This window comes from Lacrimispora amygdalina, assembly GCF_003432035.1.
GTDB lineage: Bacteria > Bacillota > Clostridia > Lachnospirales > Lachnospiraceae > Lacrimispora > Lacrimispora amygdalina.
This window is the reverse complement of the sequence record NZ_QOHO01000032.1, coordinates 25,873-49,300: the sequence shown is the minus strand read 5'-3', so window position 1 is coordinate 49,300 and position 23,428 is coordinate 25,873. Positions and strand designations below refer to the sequence as shown.

At 39.4% G+C, this 23,428-nt stretch carries 24 protein-coding genes, 1 pseudogene and 1 other annotated feature; of the genes and pseudogenes, 20 read left to right on the top strand and 5 right to left on the bottom strand.

Going from position 1 to position 23,428, the window contains the following annotated elements; genetic code table 11:
• The 8 genes and pseudogenes from DS742_RS12225 (at position 1) to DS742_RS12190 (ending at position 7,474) form a co-directional block, all read left to right on the top strand.
• Positions 1 to 813 carry an energy-coupling factor transporter transmembrane component T family protein gene (locus DS742_RS12225; protein ID WP_117417292.1) on the top strand — a complete coding sequence of 271 codons (813 nt, stop codon included), beginning with the start codon at positions 1 to 3 and terminating at the stop codon, positions 811 to 813.
• Positions 814 to 829: 16 nt separating this feature from the next.
• Positions 830 to 1,564: pseudogene (gene truA / locus DS742_RS12220) on the top strand (tRNA pseudouridine(38-40) synthase TruA); the annotation flags it as partial.
• Between the two features lie 567 nt (positions 1,565 to 2,131).
• On the top strand, positions 2,132 to 2,566 hold the full coding sequence (gene rplM / locus DS742_RS12215) for a 50S ribosomal protein L13 (RefSeq protein WP_117417290.1): 435 nt from the start codon (positions 2,132 to 2,134) through the stop codon (positions 2,564 to 2,566).
• Positions 2,567 to 2,594: 28 nt separating this feature from the next.
• Positions 2,595 to 2,987 (top strand): 30S ribosomal protein S9, encoded by a 393-nt coding sequence (rpsI, locus tag DS742_RS12210; RefSeq protein WP_117417289.1) that lies wholly within the window; start codon positions 2,595 to 2,597, stop codon positions 2,985 to 2,987.
• Positions 2,988 to 3,393: 406 nt separating this feature from the next.
• Complete coding sequence (locus tag DS742_RS12205) at positions 3,394 to 5,082, top strand: ABC transporter ATP-binding protein (RefSeq protein WP_117417288.1); 1,689 nt, start codon at positions 3,394 to 3,396, stop codon at positions 5,080 to 5,082.
• Positions 5,083 to 5,192: 110 nt separating this feature from the next.
• Positions 5,193 to 6,215, top strand: a complete 1,023-nt coding sequence (locus DS742_RS12200) for a transglutaminase domain-containing protein (protein WP_117417287.1) — start codon at positions 5,193 to 5,195, stop codon at positions 6,213 to 6,215.
• Positions 6,216 to 6,299: 84 nt separating this feature from the next.
• Positions 6,300 to 7,160 carry an RNA polymerase sigma factor gene (locus DS742_RS12195; protein WP_117417286.1) on the top strand — a complete coding sequence of 287 codons (861 nt, stop codon included), beginning with the start codon at positions 6,300 to 6,302 and terminating at the stop codon, positions 7,158 to 7,160.
• Positions 7,157 to 7,474 carry a hypothetical protein gene (locus DS742_RS12190; protein WP_117417285.1) on the top strand — a complete coding sequence of 106 codons (318 nt, stop codon included), beginning with the start codon at positions 7,157 to 7,159 and terminating at the stop codon, positions 7,472 to 7,474. The genes DS742_RS12195 and DS742_RS12190 overlap by 4 nt, the downstream gene beginning before the upstream one ends.
• On the opposite strand, the gene DS742_RS12185 is transcribed toward DS742_RS12190, so the two are convergent.
• Positions 7,471 to 8,385, bottom strand: coding sequence for a helix-turn-helix domain-containing protein (locus tag DS742_RS12185; protein ID WP_117417284.1), 915 nt, complete (start codon positions 8,383 to 8,385; stop codon positions 7,471 to 7,473). The genes DS742_RS12190 and DS742_RS12185 overlap by 4 nt on opposite strands.
• 152 nt (positions 8,386 to 8,537) lie before the next feature.
• Here DS742_RS12185 and DS742_RS12180 point away from each other — a divergent pair, with 152 nt between their 5' ends.
• On the top strand, positions 8,538 to 9,884 hold the full coding sequence (locus DS742_RS12180) for an MATE family efflux transporter (protein WP_117417283.1): 1,347 nt from the start codon (positions 8,538 to 8,540) through the stop codon (positions 9,882 to 9,884).
• Positions 9,885 to 9,935: 51 nt separating this feature from the next.
• On the top strand, positions 9,936 to 10,607 hold the full coding sequence (locus DS742_RS12175; RefSeq protein WP_117417282.1) for an HAD family hydrolase: 672 nt from the start codon (positions 9,936 to 9,938) through the stop codon (positions 10,605 to 10,607).
• Here the strand turns inward: DS742_RS12175 and DS742_RS12170 are convergent.
• Positions 10,604 to 11,740, bottom strand: a complete 1,137-nt coding sequence (locus DS742_RS12170) for an alpha/beta hydrolase family protein (protein WP_117417281.1) — start codon at positions 11,738 to 11,740, stop codon at positions 10,604 to 10,606. The two genes, DS742_RS12175 and DS742_RS12170, sit on opposite strands and share 4 nt — an antisense overlap.
• 140 nt (positions 11,741 to 11,880) lie before the next feature.
• Between DS742_RS12170 and DS742_RS12165 the strand changes: the two genes are divergently transcribed.
• The 3 genes from DS742_RS12165 to DS742_RS12155 all read left to right on the top strand — a co-directional run bounded on the left by DS742_RS12165 (position 11,881) and on the right by DS742_RS12155 (position 13,984).
• On the top strand, positions 11,881 to 12,426 hold the full coding sequence (locus DS742_RS12165) for a TetR/AcrR family transcriptional regulator (RefSeq protein WP_170313445.1): 546 nt from the start codon (positions 11,881 to 11,883) through the stop codon (positions 12,424 to 12,426).
• A gap of 75 nt (positions 12,427 to 12,501) precedes the next feature.
• Positions 12,502 to 13,086, top strand: a complete 585-nt coding sequence (locus tag DS742_RS12160) for a PadR family transcriptional regulator (protein ID WP_117417279.1) — start codon at positions 12,502 to 12,504, stop codon at positions 13,084 to 13,086.
• A gap of 91 nt (positions 13,087 to 13,177) precedes the next feature.
• On the top strand, positions 13,178 to 13,984 hold the full coding sequence (locus DS742_RS12155) for a flavodoxin family protein (RefSeq protein ID WP_117417278.1): 807 nt from the start codon (positions 13,178 to 13,180) through the stop codon (positions 13,982 to 13,984).
• Here the strand turns inward: DS742_RS12155 and DS742_RS12150 are convergent.
• Entirely contained in the window at positions 13,981 to 14,733 is a 753-nt protein-coding gene (locus tag DS742_RS12150; RefSeq protein ID WP_117417277.1) for a helix-turn-helix domain-containing protein, read from the bottom strand. The two genes, DS742_RS12155 and DS742_RS12150, sit on opposite strands and share 4 nt — an antisense overlap.
• A gap of 136 nt (positions 14,734 to 14,869) precedes the next feature.
• On the opposite strand from DS742_RS12150, the gene DS742_RS12145 reads away from it, so the two are divergent.
• The 7 genes from DS742_RS12145 (at position 14,870) to DS742_RS12115 (ending at position 21,693) form a co-directional block, all read left to right on the top strand.
• Positions 14,870 to 15,889 carry a glycoside hydrolase family 5 protein gene (locus DS742_RS12145; protein ID WP_117417276.1) on the top strand — a complete coding sequence of 340 codons (1,020 nt, stop codon included), beginning with the start codon at positions 14,870 to 14,872 and terminating at the stop codon, positions 15,887 to 15,889.
• A 110-nt stretch (positions 15,890 to 15,999) separates the two neighbouring features.
• Positions 16,000 to 16,252 (top strand) — a binding site (T-box leader).
• 110 nt (positions 16,253 to 16,362) lie between these two features.
• The gene (tyrS, locus tag DS742_RS12140) at positions 16,363 to 17,574 is read left to right on the top strand and encodes a tyrosine--tRNA ligase (RefSeq protein WP_117417275.1); all 1,212 of its coding nucleotides are present in this window, start codon (positions 16,363 to 16,365) and stop codon (positions 17,572 to 17,574) included.
• 410 nt (positions 17,575 to 17,984) lie between these two features.
• The gene (rsgA, locus tag DS742_RS12135) at positions 17,985 to 18,995 is read left to right on the top strand and encodes a ribosome small subunit-dependent GTPase A (protein ID WP_170313444.1); all 1,011 of its coding nucleotides are present in this window, start codon (positions 17,985 to 17,987) and stop codon (positions 18,993 to 18,995) included.
• A complete protein-coding gene (locus tag DS742_RS12130) occupies positions 18,996 to 19,985 on the top strand; it encodes a GNAT family N-acetyltransferase (protein WP_117417273.1) in 990 nt (329 codons plus the stop codon). It abuts the gene before it with no gap.
• A gap of 57 nt (positions 19,986 to 20,042) precedes the next feature.
• Positions 20,043 to 20,897: an AAA family ATPase gene (locus DS742_RS12125; protein ID WP_117417272.1), complete on the top strand. Its 855-nt coding sequence runs from the start codon at positions 20,043 to 20,045 to the stop codon at positions 20,895 to 20,897.
• Positions 20,898 to 20,939: 42 nt separating this feature from the next.
• Complete coding sequence (locus DS742_RS12120) at positions 20,940 to 21,398, top strand: GNAT family N-acetyltransferase (protein ID WP_117417333.1); 459 nt, start codon at positions 20,940 to 20,942, stop codon at positions 21,396 to 21,398.
• A gap of 16 nt (positions 21,399 to 21,414) precedes the next feature.
• Positions 21,415 to 21,693 (top strand): YciI family protein, encoded by a 279-nt coding sequence (locus DS742_RS12115; RefSeq protein ID WP_117417271.1) that lies wholly within the window; start codon positions 21,415 to 21,417, stop codon positions 21,691 to 21,693.
• Positions 21,694 to 21,775: 82 nt separating this feature from the next.
• Here the strand turns inward: DS742_RS12115 and DS742_RS12110 are convergent, their stop codons facing one another.
• Both DS742_RS12110 and DS742_RS12105 read right to left on the bottom strand, forming a co-directional pair.
• Positions 21,776 to 22,663, bottom strand: a complete 888-nt coding sequence (locus DS742_RS12110; RefSeq protein WP_242996463.1) for a sigma-70 family RNA polymerase sigma factor — start codon at positions 22,661 to 22,663, stop codon at positions 21,776 to 21,778.
• 142 nt (positions 22,664 to 22,805) lie between these two features.
• Positions 22,806 to 23,381, bottom strand: coding sequence for a 50S ribosomal protein L25/general stress protein Ctc (locus tag DS742_RS12105; RefSeq protein ID WP_117417269.1), 576 nt, complete (start codon positions 23,379 to 23,381; stop codon positions 22,806 to 22,808).
• Between the last annotated feature and the right edge of the window lie 47 nt (positions 23,382 to 23,428).

Sequence of the window (23,428 nt, the reverse complement as noted above, 5' to 3'; positions counted from 1 at the left end):
ATGCTGAAAGATATTACATTAGGGCAGTATTATCCGGTGGAATCCATTCTTCATAAACTGGATCCCCGGACAAAGCTGTTTGGGACCATGGTTTTTATCATATCCCTATTTATTGCAAATGATATCTGGGCCTATATGATAGCTACTGTGTTTCTTGCAGCGGCCATAAAGCTCAGTAATGTTCCTTTTAAGTTTATGGTCAGGGGCCTGAAGGCGATTGTATTTCTGCTTCTGATCAGCGTCAGCTTCAATCTGTTTCTGACACCCGGCAAGGCAGTTCTGACTTTAGGATTTTTAAAGATCACAAAGGAAGGATTTATGGTGGCTGGTTTTATGGGAATCCGGCTGATTTATCTGGTGGTTGGATCTTCCATCATGACGCTGACGACCACTCCTAACCAGCTGACTGACGGTCTGGAGAAGAGCCTTGGATTCTTAAACCGTTTCCGTGTACCGGTGCATGAGGTATCCATGATGATGTCCATTGCGCTGCGCTTTATACCGATTCTGGTGGAAGAAACGGATAAGATCATGAAGGCGCAGATGGCAAGAGGTGCGGACTTTGAGACCGGGAATCTGATCCAGAAGGCGAAAAATATGATTCCTCTTCTGGTGCCTCTTTTTATCTCTGCGTTCCGCCGTGCCACAGATCTTGCCATGGCGATGGAAGCCAGATGCTACCGGGGCGGAGAAGGCCGGACGAAAATGAAGCCGCTTAAGTATGGAAACCAGGACAGAATCACATATCTGGTGTATGTTCTTTATCTTGCCGTCATTATAGGTCTCCGGATCCTGAGAGTGAAGAGCTTTTAAGAACAAAGGAGGATTTATGAAACGGGTTAAGATGATCGTTGCCTACGATGGAACCAATTACTGTGGCTGGCAGATCCAGAACAATGGAATCACCATTGAGGAGGTTTTAAACCGCACTCTGACCGACTTATTAAAGGAGCCGGTCACTGTAACCGGTGCCAGCAGGACAGATTCCGGGGTGCATTCGGAGGGAAATGTGGCAGTTTTTGATACAGAAAACCGAATGCCTGCAGACAAGATCTGTTTTGCCTTAAACCAGAGGCTGCCGGAAGATATCCGGGTGCTTCACTCGGAGGAAGTTCCGGGCAGTTACCACCCCAGGAAGCAAAACTGTATTAAAACTTACGAGTATAAGATTATGAACCGGAAGATCGAAGTTCCAACCATGCGGCTGTACAGCTATTTCTGTTACTTCCCCCTTGATGTGGAAAAGATGCGGGAGGGTGCTGCCTGTCTGATCGGCGAACATGATTTTAAAAGCTTCTGCACCGCAAGAGGGCAGGCAGAGGAAACGGTACGGACCATTTACAGTCTGGAGGTTTTAAAGTCTGATGATCTTATTACAATCCGGATTAAGGGCAATGGATTTTTATATAATATGGTAAGAATCATTGCAGGAACACTGATGAAAGTGGGCATGGGAGTTTATCCTCCCGGGCATGTGGAAGAGATTTTAGACGCCAGGGACCGGAATGCAGCAGGACCGAAAGCTGCGGCGAAAGGTCTTACTCTGGTGAGCCTTGAGTATGAAAAAGAACTTGAGAAAGAAATTAAGGGTGAAAATAAGGAGTGGAGTTATACTCTTTATCAGGATCGGATTGCTTCTCATAAGGAAGCTAGTCTGGTGATCCGCAGATGCAGGGAAGAGGATTTTGAACGGCTTCTGATCCGTGTCGTGCATCAGGCAGTAAGAAACGGAGCTCATACTGTTTTGGTAAAGGACGAAGAACAGGAAGGCCGGATTATTACAGGCAGGGCATATGGATTTTACAGCTTTTCACCTGACGAATCAGGAAATGGATGGATGGTAACTGGAAGCCAGCCTGCAAAGCCTTGATTTTAAAGGAAAAAACCCCTGCTTTTACAGGAAAAAAGGTTGACACACAGCTAGAAATGTAATATAATGTATAACTGTGACGTTAGACGAAAATGTTCAAGCCAAGCCCCGGAATGAGCATTTTGTAATATAACTTTTGGAAAGTTGTTTTCAGCTTTTCGAGAAAAGGTGCCGCTTTTTGCACCGTCTATCCGGTTATGAAAACATGTTTTCGTAATATGGAAATGCTTAAAAACACCATAATTTACAGGAGGTTGTCCAATGAAGACTTTTATGGCTAGTCCAGCAACAATTGAAAGAAAATGGTACGTAGTTGACGCTACAGGATATACATTAGGACGCTTGGCTTCAGAAGTAGCTAAAGTATTAAGAGGAAAGAACAAACCGATTTACACACCACATATGGATTGCGGTGATTATGTAATCGTAGTGAACGCAAATAAGATTGAAGTTACCGGTAAGAAGTTAGATCAGAAGATTTACTACAGCCATTCTGATTATGTTGGCGGTATGAAAGAAACAACTTTAAGAGAAATGATGGCTAAAAAGCCTGAAAGAGTTATTGAATTAGCAGTTAAGGGAATGCTTCCAAAGGGACCTTTAGGAAGAAGCATGATAACAAAACTTCACGTATACGCTGGCGCAGAACATGATAACGCTGCTCAGAAACCAGAAGTTTTAGAATTCAAATTTTAATCAGAGGTGCTGAAAGGAGGAAGTTATCATGGCTAATGCAAAATTTTACGGAACAGGTAGAAGAAAAAAATCTATCGCTAGAGTATATTTAGTACCAGGTACAGGTAAGATCACCATCAATAAGAGAGACATCGATCAGTACTTCGGTCTTGAGACATTAAAGGTTGTTGTTCGTCAGCCATTAACAGCAACAGAGACAGTAGATAAGTTTGACGTTTTAGTAAACGTACACGGCGGTGGTTTCACCGGACAGGCTGGTGCAGTAAGACACGGAATCGCCAGAGCTTTACTTAAGGCAGACATTGAATTCCGTCCAGTTCTTAAGAAAGCAGGATTCTTAACAAGAGATCCAAGAATGAAAGAAAGAAAGAAATACGGCTTAAAGGCAGCTCGTCGTGCGCCGCAGTTCTCAAAGAGATAATAAGCAGATTTATACAAACCCTTGTAAATACTCATTTGCAAGGGTTTTTCTTTACCCTAATTATTTGGTAACAAATGAATTGCACGAATGAAAATGCTGCCAGAGAAATATTACTTAACTACGTGCCCTCACTAAAACGCTGGAAAAAGGATTGGGATTAGGATTCAATCACAAAAAATAGTAAAATAGTGGTGTTTACATGGTATATTTAGAGCAGTATAATGGTATCAGCAGATATAATTAATAGATCGGCGGTGAAATATTTTGAAATATATTCGAGGTAATTTCTCAGTACAGTTGATATAAACTGTTAGCAGATTGTGCTGAGGTTAATGTTATAACATGTTAACAGTCTCAACTGTACTGCTTCACTTTTTAGAGTAAGAAAATAAGAAGGAGTACAGAAATGAGCCAAATGAAGGAAATCTTAAAAGAAAATAGAAAAGCTGTTGCTTTGTACATTACAACCGGTTTATTGATCGCATTTTTAACAAACTATAAAATTAAGTTTTTTCAGCAAATTATAGATGGTTTCAACAGTCATTCAATAAACATAGATATCATTGCTGCCTATGGGCTCGTATTAATTAGTTTTTATATGTTGAATTATTTGGACGAGTATCCGAAACAGAAACTTGGTAATGCAATTTATTTGGATTTTAAAATGCAGGCTTTAAAGAAGGTTAGCAGAATTCAATATATAGATTATCAGTCATTGGGAACGGGGAAACTTACACAAAGTATTGAAAATGGAGCAAATGCAGGAAAAGGAATTATCTTTGGATTTTGGTTATGTGTTATTAGACAGTTGATTCCTACAATTATCTTCAGTGTCCTTATTATATGGAGAATGAACAAATTTATTACTTATTTAATCTTGTGTGGTTACGTGATTGTATTTATCATTACAAATTTACTATTGAAGGTTTTGTATGTAATAAAAGAAAATATCCTGTGTAATGAAGAGATGATGAATCATTATCTGGTCCGGGGATTTATGGAAATGGTAGTGTTTCGTATGAACCGCCGCTTTCCTTATGAAATTCAAAAAGCAGAAAGTTCGAAGACTGAAATTGTGAAATCAAAAGTTAAGATGAATATGATTCATGAAGCTTTTTTCACCATATTTGCCTTACTTGTGGCAGTTTTAAATGTAGGAATACTTGTATTTGCCTGGCTGAATCAATCTGTTTCCATAGGAACATCGGTGGCTTTGCTTTCATTAGTTGAGAATGCATATACGCCCATTGCAATTTTCAATGTCTTATTTGTTCAATACAAGCTGGATAAGGCAACATATCGCAAATTTGAAGAGTTTTTCAATATGAAAAATGATGAGCAGCTGGATATTGGAAAAAGTATTGTGGTAGAACAGGGTGAAATTCATATAAAAAATTTATACTTTCAGTACGATAGGAAGATGGTTATAAATAATTTAAACATCCAGATCCATAGGGGTGAAAAAATTGCGTTAGTAGGAAGCAGCGGTTCAGGAAAAACAACATTAGTCAAGCTTTTATTAGGACTGTTAAAATATGAGTCTGGCAGTATCAAGATTGATGGTCATGAATTAAAAGAAATATGCCTAAACAGTTTATATGAAAATATGAGCTATATCTCACAGGATGCCCCAGTCTTTGATGGTACAATCAGAGAAAATATGATTTATAATCAAAACGTATATAGCGATTATATTTGGGAAGTATTAAAAAAATTGAAATTGAATGATTTGGTATTAAAGATGGAGAAAGGAATTGATACTCTAATTGGTGAGCGTGGCATGACATTATCAGGAGGTGAGAGGCAGAGGCTGGCACTAGCCAGGCTGTGGTTTCAAAAAAATAATATTGTTATTTTGGATGAAGCGACCTCTGCTTTGGATAATATAACAGAAGAAGATGTTATGAAGGAAATTATGATTCTATTGTCGGGTAAAACAGTCATAGCAATTGCGCATCGACTAACTTCCATAATAAATTTTGACCGGATTATTGTATTTAATGATGGCTGCATTGTTGAACAAGGTACATTTAATGAACTTTTATCCAATGGACTGTATTTTTATGATTTATATAAATCAGCCGGCAGTAATTGAAGAAGTTCCATAATACTCGATCCCTGGAAATTTATATACTTTCAGGGATCTCTTACATTACAGGCAATGAAATAATAAACTTAATACTACTATTTTGGAGAAACAATAAAATGGAACCATATTACTATAATCAGATGAATAGGCAGCAACAAAGAATCTATCAGGTTATGAAGAGTGGCCTGGAGTCCCTTTCACAGAGTTTTGATGTACAAAGAACCGATGGAGCTGAGCTCAGCGAGATCTTTTTTAAGTTGAGATTGGATTGTCCGGAGATATTTTATGCTTCGACATTTCAATATTCCTTCTACGATAACTCTACGTTAGTAAAGATGAAGCCGGTTTATTTATTTGATAAGAATAAAATCAGGGAGCATCAGGCGGCAATGTCTGCCAGGGTGGAAAAGCTTGCCAGGGTGGTGAAAGATAAAAGTGACTGGGAAAAGGAACAATACATTCATGATTTTATCTGTGGAAATGTGACTTACGATAAGCTGAAGAAACAATATTCACATGAAATTCTGGGTCCATTGGGGCAGGGAGTAGGCGTTTGTGAAGGAATTGCAAAATCAGTGAAGATCCTTTGTGATCAGCTTTCTATTCCCTGTATTGTTGCCATTTCGGAAAATAATCCGGAAAAGAACATCAAATACCGGCACGCCTGGAACGTGGTTCGAATCAATGGGGTATGGTATCATTTGGACGCCACATTCGATAATACGTTAGGAAAAAAAGAATTAAGATATGATTATTTCAACCTGGATGATAAGAATATTTTTAAGGATCATGAAACTGTGATATACAAGGTTCCGGAGTGCGGCAATGGCGATCATTTCTTTTATAAAGAGAAGAAACTTTCATTCACCAAATTGGAAGATATAGCAAAGCGCTGCCAGCAGGCAATCAAAAAAGGAAAGGTCTTAACCTTTCATTGGAGAGGCGGATATCTCACCAAAGATGTCATGAAGGAAATATTGGAAATTATTGCAGGAGCGGCCAGGGAGAAAGGCAGACACAGTCAGATTTCTATAAACTGGCCTCAGGCAATTATTCGTGTGAAATTCATTGAGGAGCAGGTGGAAGATTCAGTTAAGATGGAAGACGCTTATGAAGAAGAGAATGATGCAGAAATGTAGAAGAGTATAAATTAAATAATCTGTCACAACTGCCAGGTTCTGGCTGTCTAATTATTGACACATAAAATTAAGGAGGAACAAGTCATGCAAAGCGAAATATTTCACTTATTTGACAGGGCAGTGGAAGGGGATAAGGAGGCCCTTGAAGGACTAATTCTAAGCGTACAGGATATGATTTATAACCTGTCTCTTCGAATGCTGGGAATGCCTTGTGATGCAGAGGATGCGACGCAGGAAATTATTATTAAAGTTATTACTCAGCTCTCTGCATTTCGTAAGGAAAGTGCATTTTCTACGTGGGTTTATCGTATCGCTGCCAACTATTTAATCAATTACAAAAAGACTATGTTTGCACAGCATCAGCTCAGTTTTGAGTTTTATGGGCAGGATATTGATAATGGGTTCATTGATAACACGAATCAATTAACGCAAAGCGTAGACGAGAATCTTCTGGCTGAAGAATTGAAACATTCCTGTACCAATGTTATGCTTCAGTGCCTTGACCCGGAAAGCCGTCTGATCTATGTTCTTGGTGTTATGTTTAAGGTGGATAGTAAGATTTGCGGTGAAATTCTGGAGATTTCACCAGAAGCATACCGTCAGCGCCTGTCACGCATTCGAAAACAGGTTGGAGAATTTTTGAGTGAATATTGTGGTTTATCCCAGACAGGCAAATGTAATTGTAAGAAGCGGGTTGGATATGCCATACATACGAGAAGGTTAGATCCCCAGAATTTAGAGTATAGTAATATGTCCAGAGCTGATGAAAATACGATTTTAAATTTCACTCAGGCAATGGAAGAAATGGATCAGATGTCATTTGTTTTTGCACAGCTTCCAAAATACCGTTCACCAGATGTGATTCATAAATTTATTAAAAATCTTCTGGATACCTATGCAATGAGAGTTATTACCGGAAATGCCGGGGAGGAAATAACCGTATGAAGGAATTCTTACTGACGTTACTAATTGGTATAGTTGCAGGTGTTGTTGATGTGCTGCCAATGATAAAAATGAAGTTTGATAAATATTCAATCGCTTCTGCATTTGTATTTTATCTGATTCTTCCATTTATCATATTTAATATTAAGTTCAATGGAATTGCATGGTGGTTAAAAGGCGGAATGATTGGATTGGGTGTAGCATTACCAGTTATCATTCTTGCGTCCAGGGACGATAAAAAATCAATCGTGCCGATGACCGTCATGTCAGCTGTATTGGGAACAGTGATTAATACCGCAGGTTATTATCTAATTTAAAACGGTGTTTTAGACCGGTTTTCCTGTATTGCAGCGCGGTATTCCGTGGGGGTGGCACCCACCAATGCCTTGAACTGTTTTGTAAAGTAGCTGTGGCTGGAAAAGCCACAGTCAAAAGCGATTTCGGTTATGGGTGCATCTGTGGTTGAAAGCTGTTCTGCAGCTTTAAAAAGACGCCTCTGCTGAATATACTCCATCGGGCTGTAATGCAGATACCGGCTGAATATTCGCTGGCATTCTCTGGTGCAGATATTTGCCGTATCTGCAATTTCTTTTACCGTCATTACACTTCTTAAATTTCCGTCAATCCATTCTAACATTTGCTTCAAACGGGATTCCTGCAGAGTTGGCATTCTGCGGGAGGGCATGGTCTGATGCTTTTCCTTTGTGTATAGCAATATTTTTGACAGCGCTTCCCGAACTTCAAACTCATATCCGGATTTCTCCTTCTCACAGGCAGTAAAGGCTGTATCAAACTGCTGAAAAAAGGCTTCATCTCCTGCCTCCTTTTGAAATTTCAGAAAATCCGGACCTGCATCCAATAAGGGGCGGACATACATTGTGTCAAAGACACTTCCAGGGGTACCGCCTATGATGCCAGAGTCAAATACAAAGGAATGATAGATACAGGGGGAAGGTACAGCTGCGGCAAAAGAATGCAGTACTCCGGTGTTAATAAAGTACCCTTCCCCCGCTTCCGCGTGATATATATTATCTCCGATCTGAATTATCACGCTGCCCTGCAATAAAAGAAAGACTTCTAATTCCCGGTGCCAGTGGGAAGGGATACAATCAGCAATGTATTGGTGGATATCCCCTTCATTTGCATACATATTAAAAAGCTGTAAGCCTTGTTCCTGCAATTCCTTCCTGTAACAATCTGTTGAAACAAAAGTTCTGTTCCGTATCATAAAATCCCCCTCTTTTGTCGCTTTTTTTATAGTATATGACGTTTCTGTGAAAGCAGCAATGGGAATTTACGCTTATAATAAAAATAAAAAATACAGATAGAATCGTGGATTTCGGGTGCTGCATCTGTAAGTGATCAAAAGGGGGGATTTTCATGCAGTCGGATTACAAAAGTCGCGTTCTTGATATGACAAAGGGCAGTCCGTTTCAACTGCTTCTCTATTTTTCTCTGCCGCTTTTTTTCGGAAACCTGTTGCAGCAGCTCTATAGTCTGGCAGATACTTCGATCGCAGGCCATCTTTTAGGGGATGGAGCTTTGGCGCAGATTGGAGCTACTGCGGCACTTTACAGTCTTATTACCAATTTTGCTTTTGGATTAAACAATGGTCTGGCTTTGACTGTAAGCAAATATTTTGGTGCCGGGGAGCAAAAGGAAATGAAGCAGGCTGTCTGCTGGATGGTGAGTATCTCCTGCATTTTTGCCGTATTTCTTACAGCAGGTTTTTTGCTGCTTAAGTATTCGCTTTTATCGGGCCTGCAGATACCAGAAGATACTTTGGCAGGGGCATTGAGCTATTTTACCATTATTTTAGCCGGCATTCCTTTGACCATGGCGTATAATCTGGAATTCAGTCTGCTTCAGGCTGTTGGCAACAGCTTTACTCCGCTGCTGTTTCTGCTCTTTAGCAGCGTACTGAATGTGGGACTTGATTTTTTGTTTATGGGAAGTCTGGCAATGGGAGTGCAGGGAGCGGCGACAGCCACTGTACTCGCACAGGGAATCAGTGCTGTATTGTGCTTTTTTTACATTGTTAAGAATTATCGGGGACTTCATTTCCATAAAAAGGATTTACGGGTAAAGCCGGAATTTGTTTTGAAAATGCTCTGGACCGGGCTTAGCATGGCACTTATGAGTACGATCTATAATATTGGCAGTGTTGTTTTGCAAAGCAGTATTAATGCACTTGGCAGTGTCTATATTGCCGCTCAGATGGGAGCCCGCCGTCTGGCAGAATTATTCTATAATCCGGGTCTTGCCCTGGCTGCAAGTATTGCAACTTATTCCAGCCAAAACTATGGGGCCAACTGCCGTTCCCGGATCACAAAAGGAATTAAGACAGCCCTGCTTTTATATGGAGTGTGGTGGCTGTTTGCTGTTTTATTTACATTTCTGTTTGCTGAAAATGCAGTAAAGCTCATCACAGGAAGTGGAAGTCAGGAAGTTGTTTCCAATGCGGTACTTTACCTCCAAATCAGTATTCCGATGATTCCTCCAATGGCACTGCTGGTAATTATACGAAGCGCTTTACAGGGGATGGGGCGTCCGGTTTTGCCGCTTTTATGCAGTGTTATCGAACTGATAGGAAAAGTCTGGTTTTCGCTTTGGGCTGTACCTGTCTGGGGGTACATAGCTGTATGTGTCTGCGAACCTGTCTTATGGGTGATCTGTGCTCTGGTTATTTTGACAGCTCCGATTGTTTATCGCAGAGAATTTGCTTAAGACAGCCTCCGCTTTGGTTATCATTTATTTAAAAAGAGAAAGGAACAGATTATGATAAAAGCAGTTATTTTTGATTTGGACGGATTGATCATTGATAGTGAAGTCATTTCATATCAACTGTACCAGGAGTTACTAAATAAATATGGATATTCCTTTACCATAGAGGACTATGCACAAAATTACAGCGGTAAAACAGAATTAGGGAATATGGAAGCGATTGTAAGGAATTATCAGCTGCCTGTTTCCATACAGGAAGGATTAGATTACACCCTGTCAAGGGAGAAAGAGTATTTCATAAAAGGAGTTTCATTAAAATCTGGTGTCAGAGAGCTGTTGGATTATCTAAAGAAAAATAAATATAAGATAGCTTTGGCTTCCTCCAGTACCAGAGAGAGAGCGTTGTATGCTTTGATACAACATGGAATTGAACGTTATTTTGATGAAATGGTATTTGGTACGGAAGTAGAAAATGGAAAACCAAATCCGGATATATTTCTGAAAGCATGTGAAAAAGTAAAAATTGATCCTGAAAACTGTCTTGTGCTGGAAGATAGCGAGGCTGGAATACAGGCTTCTTATTCTGCCGGTATTCCTGTGATCTGCGTGCCTGATATGAAAAAACCCGCGGTAAAATTTCAAAAGATGACAGAAATAATCCTGCCATCTTTACTGGAAGTGATAAATTATTTAGATAAGAAGGCTGTGACAGAAACAGTGTATTAGTTTTTAATATGATTCATCCAATCCAGTATTTCGTCAACCGCTAACTGATAATTTCCGGTCTGGCAGTGCTGTTCCCCTCCCTCTGCCTTTGTAAACATCCTTGTGGAAAGACTTTTTGCATGTTTGATTTTATCTGACAGGCGGTAAAACTGGTCATTGGGGATATAATGATCCTTTTTACCGGCAAGCAGCAGTACATGACAGGTAAGCTTATCACAGACATCCTGGGGCAGGGAGTGCTTTAATAATTCTCTGTAAAAATCATAAGGTGTCTTCGTTCCTGTTATGTACATTCCCTGCATCATCGCCCAATCGGCAATCAGGCTTTTTTTCCTGAGAAATCGAAGAATCAGGTTTGCTGTTCGCTTTTTCCTGTGCAATACAAGGTATCTTACCATATATTTGAGCACAGAGGGAAATATGTTAGTCATGCAGAGAAAACCATTTTCAAGAACATCAAAAGCAGCCACTGCTTTGATTCTAGGTTCAAAAGCAGCGGCTCTGACCGCCAGATATCCGCCCCAGGAAATGCCAATCATGGTACAGGATGTTACATTATAATAATCCAGCACACAGGAAGCCGGTTTTTCCCAGTCCGCCATGAATTTCAGCCCGTTTTTTAATGTTTTTCCCTGCCCTCCGCCTTCAAAGAGTATCACGGTAAAGCCATTGTTTGTAAAGTCAATGATAGCAGGGACAAATTCTTCAATAAAGGAATCGTAGCCACCGCAAATTAATAAAATACTTTTTTCATTTTCACTTTTAAAATAAAGGCTATGCATATGTGAATTCATAAAGGGTATTTCGTGTACCGTATAGTTTAAATTCATTTGCCTGAATGCCAGATGAAAATATTTACAGGATATTTCATACATATTATTTTTCTGAGGATGATCTTCCTTAAGAAAAAATTCTGCCATTCTATAGGCATAAGCGGTACGCAAATGCTGGGAAGTATTCCTGTAATAATCACCCAGATCCGACCACACATGATACCATGTTGTCAGGTCTTTGATGCCCCGGGTTTTTTCAATGATTTTTTCTGCATCGGCAGCTGTATCTCCATAGGCGATTATCCGGTTAATTTGAAAATCAAGCTGCTGGATCCCCGTGATATTCTTGATATAAGTCATCTTTTAATCCTCCATCTCTAATGTGTTACAGTTGACGCATATTACGAAACTTATTATAATGATCCGGTATGGACTTTACAATGGTATTGGTTATTGTGTTACAGATTCATGGGAACCGTGACAGATTAGGGGAGAATCATATGAATAAAATGAATTACAGAATTGCGCTGCAATCGAGAAAGATGTTGATGGATGGTTTAATTAAGCTTATGGAGACATATGAGTTCTCTATGATTACCGTGACTCAGATTTGTCAGGAAGCGGGACTGTCGCGCAGAACCTTCTATCGCTTATATAATACCAGGGAGGATATTTTAAATGAATACATGAGTACGTTGGCAGAGGAATTTTTTTGTATGGTGGCTGATAAGGCTCCTCATCACTATACTGAAGTTGCTGTTATTTATTTTGAATTCTGGAAACAGCACGAGATTTTTTTGAATCTGCTAAAAAAGAATAAAATGCTTGAATTAATTTACCGTATATCAGGGGAAATAGCACCGGTTGTCTTTCAGGATGTGAAACCAGATATGAAACTTGATGACATGACACTTTCCTACCTGTTATCCTATAGTCTTGGAGGTTTGAATGGATTGCTGATCAGATGGGTGGATGAAGGAATGAAACTGTCATCGGAGCAGATAAAGACAATTCTGGAGGGGGCACTTCAGATTGCGGTGATTTAATTTGCAAATAAAAAACTTGATAATATCCAACGTTGGATATATAATTGATTTATCTTTACGGGTGAGGTGCTTTTAATGGTACAATTATTTATCCTTTTCTTTTTTAGTATTAAGCCTACACATGGCTATGAAATTCAGAGATTTATTAGTCTGAACCGTATGTCTGAATGGAATAATATAAAATCCGGGTCGATATACTATGCAATTAAAAAATTGGAAAAAGATGGATACATCCGCATGATTGACAAACCGGAAGAAGGAGAGAAGAAAAAGCAGATATATGAAATAACACAAAGAGGCAGAGACGTACTTAAGAAACTGGCATATAACGAGATGAGCAAACCTTTGCAGGGAGCAGCATCAGAAAAATTTCTTTTATATCCCATTATTGCCAATCTCCAAAAGGAAGAAATAATTCAATGCGTCGAAAAACATATCATTGATTTAAAAGCACAGAAGATTCGGATAGATGATTGGAGAAAAGAGAAGGGACAAAAAGCCTGTTCTATGGAAGTTATAACATTAGATTATATGATAACAACTGTAGACAGCCAGATTATCTGGCATAATATGATGTTAGAAAATCTGGACAATATAATTCAGGAATCAAAGGAAATTGTAAAGCTGATTAAGGAAACAGACTTTATGAAATATGAATGATAAGTAATTAATCATGCACCAAAATGAAATAAGATCATTTTGGTGTAAAAAAATATCATTATATCCAATGTTGGATAGAAAGGAGTGAAATATGAAAGTTCTGGTTATTTCAGGAAGTCCGAGAAAAAAAGACAGTTACCTCATATGCATGGAGATCGGAAATGAATTAAAGAAGTACGATTCTGCAATTGACTTTGAGTATTTACAATTGAGTGAGTCTTATATTGAGGAATGTAAGGGCTGCGGTATCTGCTTTCAAAAAAGTGAATTATTATGTCCCTGCAGAGAGGATGAGATTGGAATGATAAAAGAAAAGATGAAGAAAGCAGATGCAGTAATTATTTCCAGCCCTGTCTATGCCTATCAGGTTACGGGGCAGATGAAAAAGTTCATTGATCGTTTGTCTTATTTATTTCATCGACAGGAACTATGCGGAAAACCTGTACTTCTTGTAATAACGACAGATGGCGGGGGGAGTAAACAGGTTTACAAATATCTTAAAATGACGGTATCCGGCTGGGCAATGGACCTGGTTGGTGATATACAGATAATTTCACCAATGTATTTTAAAAATAGAGAACCAAAAGGGGTTTTTAAGTATAACAAACGTACCTTTGAGAAAGGACAGAAGAAAATAAAAGCCTTATCAAAAAAATTATATGAGAAAATGAGTCAACGTAACAAAAAAACACTTACATATTATGATATATTTCTATTTAACTGCCTGCGAAGTAAAATATATACATCAGATGCAGACCGTATTTATTGGAAGGAGAAGGGCTGGATTGATGCTCCTTACTTTTATGAAGTGGATTTAAATCCAGTAAAACGTATTTTTGGAAAGATAATGAAGCGGCTCATTGATAAACTTGGGAAAAAATTATCTTCCGGAAGTTAGCCCTTTCCCCCCATCTCTGTATTCCGAAAGTTGAAATTTCGATATTTCAAAGGTGTCATACCTGTTTTCTTATGGAAAATCTCTGTAAAATAGCTTTGATTTGGAAAAGCTAAAACAGAGGAGATTTCTGAAGGGGTATAGTCAGAATAAATCAGCATATTCTGGGCTGTCTCGATTTTCTTATCCTGAATGTAACGGCTGACTGTCATCCCGGCTTCTTTCTTAAAAAGACGGGATAAATAGGAGGGATTTAGATCTACAAGAGACGCAAGAGTCTCTATGGTGATCCGGGTATGCAGGTTGTCCAGGATGTAGTCAATGCATGCTGAAATATGCCTGGATGTGATTTTGTTTTTCCTCAGATTCTTCATACGTTTTGCATAGTCCAGGCACATGACAGGATGAAGCGCGGCAACATCCTCCGGTTTCGTGCAGCCGTCAGCCTTTAAAATATAGAAGTCACTGAGACCATAGGCGGTTGAAAGTTCCATTCCTCCCTCCATACAATATCTGGCGACCATAGCTGCAGTAATAGCAAAATGGTATTTTATATTTTGAAGGGAATTAACAGAAAGAGTACCAAGCCCTTTTTTGGATAAAAGAGACTCCTGGCAGAGTTCCTTTACTTTTGCAGTGCTGCCCGATTTTATCACAGAATAGAATTCCTGCTCCGGGGTATAAGGTGCCCGGACAAGATTGCTTTCTCTTCTCACAAATTCCTGAAAAGCAAGTTCCTTTTTAATATTCATTGTTAAGATCCTTTTTACGTGGTTATTTTCTATTGAATTATATCATAAAAACAATATAAAAGAAAAGAAAATGATATCATTTACCGGTAATATCAGATAGTATAAAGCTATCTGAAAGGAAAGGCAGTGAGGCTGTATGAAACTGAAAAGAGGGCTTAATTTAGGGGGATATTTATCTCAGTGTACTCATAATATGCATCATTACAGTACATTTATCGGGAAATCGGATATTGAACAGATAGCAGCATGGGGATTTGATCATATCCGGTTACCAATTGATTACGAGGTTCTGGAAGATAAGGATGGCAATCCCATAGAAGAAGGGTATGAACTTGTCCGTTGTGTATGTGACTGCTGCAGGGAAAGCAGACTGGATGTAATACTGGATCTGCATAAGGCATATGGCTACGATTTTAATGATGCTGGAAACAGGCAGAAGAATGATTTGTTTCATAATCCATATTTGCAGGAACGTTTTGTCAGCCTGTGGAACAGCATTGCAACGGAGTTTAAAAATCGTGATAATGTCGCCTTTGAATTGCTGAATGAGGTTGTAGAAAAGGAAAATGCATTGCTTTGGAATGATCTGATTGACAAAACGGTATCAGCAATACGGAAAATTGATTCATTCGTACCCATTATTTATGGGGGAATACAGTGGAATAGTGCCAGCACATTAAAATTACTAAAAATACCAGAAGATAAAAATATTATCTTTACCTTTCACTTTTATGAGCCGCTTTTGTTTACCCATCAAAAGGCGCACTGGGTCAAACAGATGGATCCGCAGAAGGATATTTTTTATCCCGAAAGCATGGATTATTACCGGTCCCAGTCTGCCGCGCTGGGAGAGCAGGGAGAAGCTGTCTTGAATTCAAAGGCTGAGACCATGGGGAAAGAGTTCTTAGAGGAGATGGTAAAAGAAGCAGTTCTTGCAGCAAAGAAGGCAGGTACTCAGCTGTACTGCGGAGAGTTCGGAGTAATTGACCAGGCACCTGTTATGGATACACTGCGGTGGTTTCGTGATGTACATGCTATATTTGAAAAATATCAGATTGGCTGTTCCATATGGACTTATAAAGACATGGATTTTGGACTGACAGGAAAACATTATGAGGAGATCAGGAAAGATCTGATTCATTTATGGACGAAATAACTGCAAAATTATTACTGAATCTTGGTCTTGACGAATCAAAAAAAGCATGATAATATTTGTTCAATTAAATATTTGCATTACAAAGAATTATAAAATAATTCGGAGTATAAGAAAAGGCTATGAAAAGAAAGAGTAGCATTTTCAATTCCAAACAGAAAGATGCCGGTTGATGAGAGGCTCATGGATAGAAAGTGTGAATACATCTTGGAGCTGCGCACCGAACCGATTTAAGAAGTAGGCTGCGACGGAGAGCACACCGTAATCAGGTGCAAGGGTATCGCCAGGGCCGTACCCGATGAGGTAGACAATGTGAGTTGTCTATAAACTTAAGGTGGTAACACGAGAGTAACTCTCGTCCTTTTGGAAACAGGAGGACGGGAGTTTTTTATTTGTTTTAACTCAGCTCTTTGTTTTCTGGATTTCTTATAGAGCATGCAAATATTAATAATAATATTACAAGGAGATATTGAGTTATGTTAACACCGAAAGAACAAATGCGTATCATCTGCAAAGGGGTTCACCAGTGCGTCAATGAAGCGGAGCTGCTTGCCAAACTGGAGAAATCTTATAACCAGGAAGAACCATTGATCATTAAGTTAGGACTTGATCCTTCCGCACCGGATATTCATCTGGGTCATGCTGTAGTTTTGAGAAAGATCAGGCAGATGCAGGAACTGGGACATCAGGCAGTTATTATCATTGGGGACTTTACAGGGAAAATAGGGGATCCGACAGGGAAATCCAAAGGAAGAGTGGCATTAAGTGATGAAAAGGTAAAAGAAAATGCACTGACTTATTGTGAACAAATATTTAAAATACTGGACAAAGAGAAGACAATCGTAAGATTCAACAGTGAGTGGCTTTCAAAGCTGAATTTTGAAGATGTCATTCGGCTGGCTGCAACGTCGACGGTTGCAAGAATGATGGAACGGGATGATTTTCAAAACCGTTATAAGAATGGTGTTCCTATCGGTATCCATGAATTTTTTTACCCGCTCATGCAGGCTTATGATTCAGTGGAGATAAAAGCAGATATTGAATTAGGAGGAACGGATCAGACCTTTAACATTTTGATGGGGCGCACATTACAGAAATCAATGGGGATCGACCAGCAAATTGCTTTATTTATGCCAATTCTGGAAGGACTCGATGGTGTGGAGAAAATGAGCAAAAGCTTAGGAAACTATATCGGGGTAAGTGAGCCGGCAGAAGTTATGTTTAAGAAGGTGATGGAAGTACCGGATGATTTGATAATCAGATATTATGAGCTGGCAACAGATGAACATCCGGATGAAATTGACAGGGTAAAAGCGGAATTATCAAATAGAGCAAATCCGCGGGACATTAAGTTCCAATTAGCAAAAATTATTACAGGGCTTTATCACGAGGAGGAAGAGGTGCAAAGCGCCATTTCTTACTATGATATGGCGTTCAGTAAAAAAACAATTCCAGATGATATCCCCATATTGCTTTTGGATCTGGAGAAAGATACGGTAAATGACAGTATTCCCGGTCTGATTGAACTGGGATATATTAAAAGCAAAAGTGAATTTATCCGTCTGATAAGACAAGGTGGAATTCAGATCAATGGTGAGAAAATGAATGAAGATGAAATAAATAATGTCCTGTTTAACGGAGATGTCATGAAGATTGGCAAAAAAAGATTTGTAAAAATTAATAAGTAATTTTATGGGCAGACCTCCCGCCAGAATTTTCGCGGGAGGTTTGAAAGTATAGATTGACGCTGCTGAAAAAATGTGCTATCTTATTTGTAATTGGAAGTGTTATTACCAAAATAACCCATTAGCGGACCTGAAAGGAGAATGTGATATGTCAGATGTATTATTTGTAAAAGAGGTAATGAATGAATAACTGAATATTGGGCATATGACAATTATGTTTAATATGCCGCCTGTAGACTCTTATATATCGCTTAACTCTGTTAAACACACGATAAGATGTGTTTTTTTTGTGCCTTTTTTTGGAAAGCAAACCGCAGTGACAGCCATAAGGGCTATTACCGCGGCATTTTTATGCCCTTTTTAACCGTTGGCAATTTCATATGCCAACGAAAAAATGGAAGAGAGGTTGCTTTTTGAAAGAAAGAATGAAAGGTTTTATAACCGCGGTTCACAGGGAACGTTATGAAGTAAAAGTAAATGGGGAAGATTTGTATGCCAGATTAAAAGCGGGAATATATTTTATCGATCAATGCGAGGAAGAATTCCCGACGATTGGTGACAATGTGGAATTGGAGTATAATCCCCTGGGTGACTGTCTGATTATAAAGACACTGGAACGGAAATCTGCATTTTCCAGGAAAGATCCGGATGTGGGAATGGGGGAGCAGATTATCGCAGTAAATTTTGATTACGTGTTTATTTTAATGTCTCTGAACTATGATTTTAATTTAAAACGGCTGGAGCGATATTTGACCGCCTCGTGGCAAAGCGGTGGGCAGCCGGTTATTGTCCTCACAAAAGCAGACATTGCAGAAGAAACGGAAGAAAAACTGGAACTTGTAAAACAGATTGCAATGGGTACGGATATCTGCATGGTCAGTGCAGTGACAGGTGAAGGCATGGAGCAGCTAAAGCCCTATCTGGAGCCTGATAAGACTACTGTGTTCCTGGGATCATCTGGAGTGGGAAAGTCCACATTCACCAATTATCTGCTGGGAAGAGAACTTATGAAAACTGGAGAAATCAGAGAAGATGATTCAAAAGGACATCATACAACTACCCACCGTCAGCTGTTTGTATTGGATAATGGGTCCAGGATTATTGATACACCGGGGATGCGGGAACTGGGAATGTGGATTGTGGACGATGGGATGGATTTCAGCTTTTCTGACATCAATGATTTAATCATGCAGTGCAGATTCAGTAACTGTACCCATAACGGAGAACCGGGGTGTGCAGTAGCTCAGGCAATGGAAGATGGTACATTGACAGAGAAAAGATGGAAAAACTACCGGAAAATCCAAAAGGAGTCTAAGTTTCAGGCAGCAAAAGAAAGCAGGCAGCAGGCTGTTGTAAGAAAGAAGAGTAACAAGAAAAAGCAGGGGCATTTTTCAAAAATGAATGAAACAGGGGGAGAATGGTAAATGAAGATTGTTAAGGCAGAAGAAGTGCATGTGGAAGAAGCGCTGAAGTTAGCAACAGATGAATACAAAAGTGAGTGCAGGCAGATCAAACAATTGCCGGAGATTGATGTTACAAAACAGCTTAGAGAGTTGATTACCGGTTTATTCCGGAATAACTATGGAGTTGTTGCAATGATCGAGGGGGTAATGGCTGGATATCTTGCATTTACAGGACCCATCGAGGGATTCTTCGGGAAATGCACGGGAGCCTGTTCTCCGTTGGGCGGAAGCGCCTTTTCCGGTAATGACAGGGGAAAACTATGCTCAAAACTGCTGGCAGCAGCAATGGAACAATTGATGAAAGAAGCCCAGGTTACCAGTTTTGCTCTGAGCCGGTATGCGAATGATCCTTTCGTAGACCGGTCACTGGTATTAAATGGTTTCGGAATCCGGTGCAGCGATGCGGTTATGAGTTTGAATGAGTTTAAAATAAGAGAAACATTTCACGGTGATCTTACTTTTACAGAGCTTATTGATGATGAAAAGAGGCGTATTCTTGATTTAAGATATGGATTAGTAAAGTATTTGCTGGATTCACCGGTTTTTTATCCGACTGATATCCGCCAATATATGAATCGGTTTCCCGGAGAAAAAACGCGCGTATTTGCAGCATTAAGGGCGGATAAGGTGATTGGTTTTTTAGCAATACAGGATGAAGGAGAGAATTTTATCAGTGAAACTAATTCGATGATAAATATCTGCGGTGCATTTGTGAAAGAAGAATATCGGGGTAAGCATGTGGCGGATGATCTGCTGTCTTATGTCTGCGATGTATGTAAGAGGGAAGGGTTTCAATATCTTGGTGTGGATTGTGAGACCTTAAATCCTACTGCACTCCGCTTTTGGGGGAAATATTTTAAAAACTACACTTACAGTTATCACCGGAGGATTGATGAACGGGTCATCGGATATGAAGCATATCTGAAAAAAGAGTGGATATCTCATATTTAAAATAGTACAATAGTGGATAAAGCAGGCAGATAAAGCAGAAACAGGGGGAGTTTTATAATGATTTATTTATCACAATTTTCTTTTCCTGATATAGAAGTGGAATATAGCTTCACAATGGGAGAGAAACGAACTTGCTATGATACCTTTTATCCATTTCAGATACTGTCAAAGAATCATTTAACAAGGCTGGATTTTGAGCCGGTTACGATTTTATATGGGGGCAATGGGTCGGGGAAGACAACCGCTTTAAACGTGATTGCAGAGAAGCTTTGCCTTACCCGGGAAGCCCTTTACAACCGGTCCAATTTTTTTAAGGACTACACGGATCTGTGTTCTTATGAAGTGGAAGAGCCGGTTACACGAGACAGCCGGATTATAACCAGTGACGATGTCTTTGATTTCATGCTTAATATCAGGTCTTTGAATGAGGGGATCCATCAAAAGCGGGAAGAACTGTTTGATGAATACTTAGATTCAAAGTATTCCAGTTTTCAGATGAGATCTTTGGATGACTATGATCAGCTAAAGAAGGTTAACATGTCCCGGAGAAATACCCAGTCCCGATACATCAGAAAGAACCTGATGGGAAACGTAAGGGAGCATTCCAATGGGGAGAGCGCTTATCTGTTTTTTTGTGAAAAGATTAAGGAAAATGGATTGTATTTACTGGACGAGCCGGAGAACAGCTTATCACCGGGGCGGCAGCAGGAATTATTGGAATTTTTAGAAGATTCGGCACGGTTCTTTCATTGCCAGTTTGTTATAGCAACTCATTCCCCGTTTCTGCTGTCTATGAAGGGGGCAAAAATTTACGATATGGATGAGGATCCGGTTGATATTAAAAAATGGACTGAACTTTCCAATGTGCAGGCTTATTATCAATTTTTAAAAAAATATGAAAAAGAGTTTTAATAAAGGGTCAATAACATAAAAATTATGCTTGAAAGGATTGTTATGAATATATCATATAGGAAAGCACAAAAAGAAGATGCTGATTTGTTAGTTCAGATTTATAATGCGGCATTTTATGACGATTATATCAGATATGGGGAATGTCCAGCTTACGGAAGAACCAGAGAACGTATGGAAAAATCTCTGGAAAAATTCCCTAAGGATATTATCTGTTATGAAGGTTCTGCGGTTGGTGTCATTTCTGTAGAAGATAAGGGAAACGGAGAATATTATCTTGGCTGTCTTTGTATTATGCCTCAATACCAGGGAAAGGGGATTGGTACTCAGGCAATTGATTATATGCTGGACAGTCATCCGGACTGGAATAAGATTACCTTAATTACACCGATAGATAAAGAAGAGAATGTTAGTTTCTATACAAAAAAATGCGGATTTAAAATTGATGGAAGTCAGATTGATGGAAACGTTCGGCTTGCGCACTTTGTTATGGAGCGGACATAATAAAGGAGATGGAACCATGTATGTTTATTTAATGAAAAACGAAAAACCTCTCAATGAAGAACTTATTAAGAGACACGTAGAGTATTTGAAAAGTCTGAAAAGCCAGGGAAAACTCGTACTCTGCGGACCGTTCACCGACTATCCCGGAGGAATGGTTATTTTTCTGGCTGAGAATCTGGAAGAAGCCACTGATATTGCCAAGGCAGATCCGTTTATTTTATCAGGATGCAAGACATTCGAGATCAGAACGTTGGAGCATGCAAATGAGGAAAATAATTATCTTTTAGAAGTATAAAAAGAGATGAAAAAATCAGGCAGACAGCATATTTTGCTGCCTGCTATTTCTCGCATCTGCAGTAGTGTGAGTTTTGTGTAGTTTACATAAAATCAATCAGAAATTTTCTGCGGTTTGGTGAGCGCAGCGTTCGTAAGGCCCGTGCTTCAATCTGCCTTATTCGTTCTCTGGTCACACCGATATGATTTCCCACTTCTTCCAGAGTATGAGGCATATATCCATTGAGACCAAATCTCATATTTACAACCATCTGCTCTCTCGGTTTTAACGATAACAACTGCTTTTTAATTTCTTCTTTGAGCATAGTATCGACCACACTTTCTTCGGGGGACAATATGGTTTTGTCTTCAATAAAATCACTCAAAAAGCTTGCATTATCGTCACCTATGGGAGTATCCAGTGAAATTGTTGATGCAGAATCTACCATAATCCGTTCTATTCTTTCCACAGAGAATCCTGTGATATCCGATACGTCCTGAGTTGTAAAGGAGTCCTGTTCCTGGTTCAGCTGACGCAGGGTACTGTTTAACATGTTTACATCTTCTCTGTAATGAACCGGTAATCGGATTGTGCGGTCCTGCTCTGCAATTCCCCGGGTGACTGCCTGGCGAATCCACCATGTAGCGTAGGTGGAGAAACGGTACCCCAGTGTATAATCATACCGCTCAACAGCTTTCATGAGGCCAATATTTCCTTCCTGAATGAGGTCGAGCAGGGTTAGCGACTGAACATATGATTCATGCTTTTTTGCAATACTGACCACAAGCCTGAGATTCGAACAAATGAGTCTGTTTTTTGCTTTCTTGTTGCCTTGCGCGGAGAGCTGTGCAAGCTGGTATTCTTCTTCCTGGGTTAGTAAAGGTGCTTCCCCTGCCTGTAATAAATACATTTTTATGGGATCGTCTATATTTGAATCAAGTTGTTTTTCTAAAACCGATGCATCCACATCCTGCTGTTTCGCTTCCGACATTTGGTCCTCCTGCATTCATGATAGTTCCTGTCCGTAATCGCTGCCTGTACCTCTTTTTATAAATAAAACACAGAGCCTGTCATGTCTTATCGCAAATTGACAATCAAGGCTCTTTTTGGAAGCACCCTTATTCTATATATCGTTATTCGGCTGCCTGTTCAGTATCCGTTGCAGCCGCATATCTTTTTTCTGTAATTCTTAAAACAATGCTGTCTGTCTCTACCTGCAGATCAATCCGGTCACTTAAGAATTCTGGAATATCTCCCACTGTTACGATTGTTCCAACAGGCTTTCCCTCTAAGTCTACAGTAACAGTGTCAATCATATCTTCCGGTAAAGAAGCATATGGGATTTCCATCAGCATCTTATCCAGTACCCCGGTAACAAATTCGGCATTTTCTAAAATGACGTGTGCCAGGCTGTTTACCTTTGTCTTTGGGTCCAATGCCTGGAAATCAATATACTCAATTTTACTATCTGCGAAACATCTGCGGCTGTCCTTAATTTGTGTTATGATTGTCTGATCCTCTAATTTAAGCTGAATCTTGCTTCCCAGCCGTAGTTTACGAAGTAGTTTTTCAGCAGACTTCTCTTCCATTTGAATCGATATGGAATTAGGAAGGCTGCCTCCAAAAATGCAGCAAGGCACAATGCCTTTTCTCCGCAATTGTTTTGCCTTTAATTGTTCATTACGTTTTTCTACTGTAATAGTATCCATTGTGATCCTCCTCGTGAATTTTTTTATTGAATAAATTTGGCTGCTAT

Bases quoted from the DNA above. Each gene is read 5' to 3' on its own strand.
- DS742_RS12225 (WP_117417292.1), top strand. From the start codon at position 1: ATGCTGAAAGATATTACATTAGGGCAGTATTATCCGGTGGAATCCATT.
- rplM (WP_117417290.1), top strand. From the start codon at position 2,132: ATGAAGACTTTTATGGCTAGTCCAGCAACAATTGAAAGAAAATGGTAC.
- rpsI (WP_117417289.1), top strand. From the start codon at position 2,595: ATGGCTAATGCAAAATTTTACGGAACAGGTAGAAGAAAAAAATCTATC.
- DS742_RS12205 (WP_117417288.1), top strand. From the start codon at position 3,394: ATGAGCCAAATGAAGGAAATCTTAAAAGAAAATAGAAAAGCTGTTGCT.
- DS742_RS12200 (WP_117417287.1), top strand. From the start codon at position 5,193: ATGGAACCATATTACTATAATCAGATGAATAGGCAGCAACAAAGAATC.
- DS742_RS12195 (WP_117417286.1), top strand. From the start codon at position 6,300: ATGCAAAGCGAAATATTTCACTTATTTGACAGGGCAGTGGAAGGGGAT.
- DS742_RS12190 (WP_117417285.1), top strand. From the start codon at position 7,157: ATGAAGGAATTCTTACTGACGTTACTAATTGGTATAGTTGCAGGTGTT.
- DS742_RS12185 (WP_117417284.1), bottom strand. From the start codon at position 8,385: ATGATACGGAACAGAACTTTTGTTTCAACAGATTGTTACAGGAAGGAA.
- DS742_RS12180 (WP_117417283.1), top strand. From the start codon at position 8,538: ATGCAGTCGGATTACAAAAGTCGCGTTCTTGATATGACAAAGGGCAGT.
- DS742_RS12175 (WP_117417282.1), top strand. From the start codon at position 9,936: ATGATAAAAGCAGTTATTTTTGATTTGGACGGATTGATCATTGATAGT.
- DS742_RS12170 (WP_117417281.1), bottom strand. From the start codon at position 11,740: ATGACTTATATCAAGAATATCACGGGGATCCAGCAGCTTGATTTTCAA.
- DS742_RS12165 (WP_170313445.1), top strand. From the start codon at position 11,881: ATGAATAAAATGAATTACAGAATTGCGCTGCAATCGAGAAAGATGTTG.
- DS742_RS12160 (WP_117417279.1), top strand. From the start codon at position 12,502: ATGGTACAATTATTTATCCTTTTCTTTTTTAGTATTAAGCCTACACAT.
- DS742_RS12155 (WP_117417278.1), top strand. From the start codon at position 13,178: ATGAAAGTTCTGGTTATTTCAGGAAGTCCGAGAAAAAAAGACAGTTAC.
- DS742_RS12150 (WP_117417277.1), bottom strand. From the start codon at position 14,733: ATGAATATTAAAAAGGAACTTGCTTTTCAGGAATTTGTGAGAAGAGAA.
- DS742_RS12145 (WP_117417276.1), top strand. From the start codon at position 14,870: ATGAAACTGAAAAGAGGGCTTAATTTAGGGGGATATTTATCTCAGTGT.
- tyrS (WP_117417275.1), top strand. From the start codon at position 16,363: ATGTTAACACCGAAAGAACAAATGCGTATCATCTGCAAAGGGGTTCAC.
- DS742_RS12130 (WP_117417273.1), top strand. From the start codon at position 18,996: ATGAAGATTGTTAAGGCAGAAGAAGTGCATGTGGAAGAAGCGCTGAAG.
- DS742_RS12125 (WP_117417272.1), top strand. From the start codon at position 20,043: ATGATTTATTTATCACAATTTTCTTTTCCTGATATAGAAGTGGAATAT.
- DS742_RS12120 (WP_117417333.1), top strand. From the start codon at position 20,940: ATGAATATATCATATAGGAAAGCACAAAAAGAAGATGCTGATTTGTTA.
- DS742_RS12115 (WP_117417271.1), top strand. From the start codon at position 21,415: ATGTATGTTTATTTAATGAAAAACGAAAAACCTCTCAATGAAGAACTT.
- DS742_RS12110 (WP_242996463.1), bottom strand. From the start codon at position 22,663: ATGTCGGAAGCGAAACAGCAGGATGTGGATGCATCGGTTTTAGAAAAA.
- DS742_RS12105 (WP_117417269.1), bottom strand. From the start codon at position 23,381: ATGGATACTATTACAGTAGAAAAACGTAATGAACAATTAAAGGCAAAA.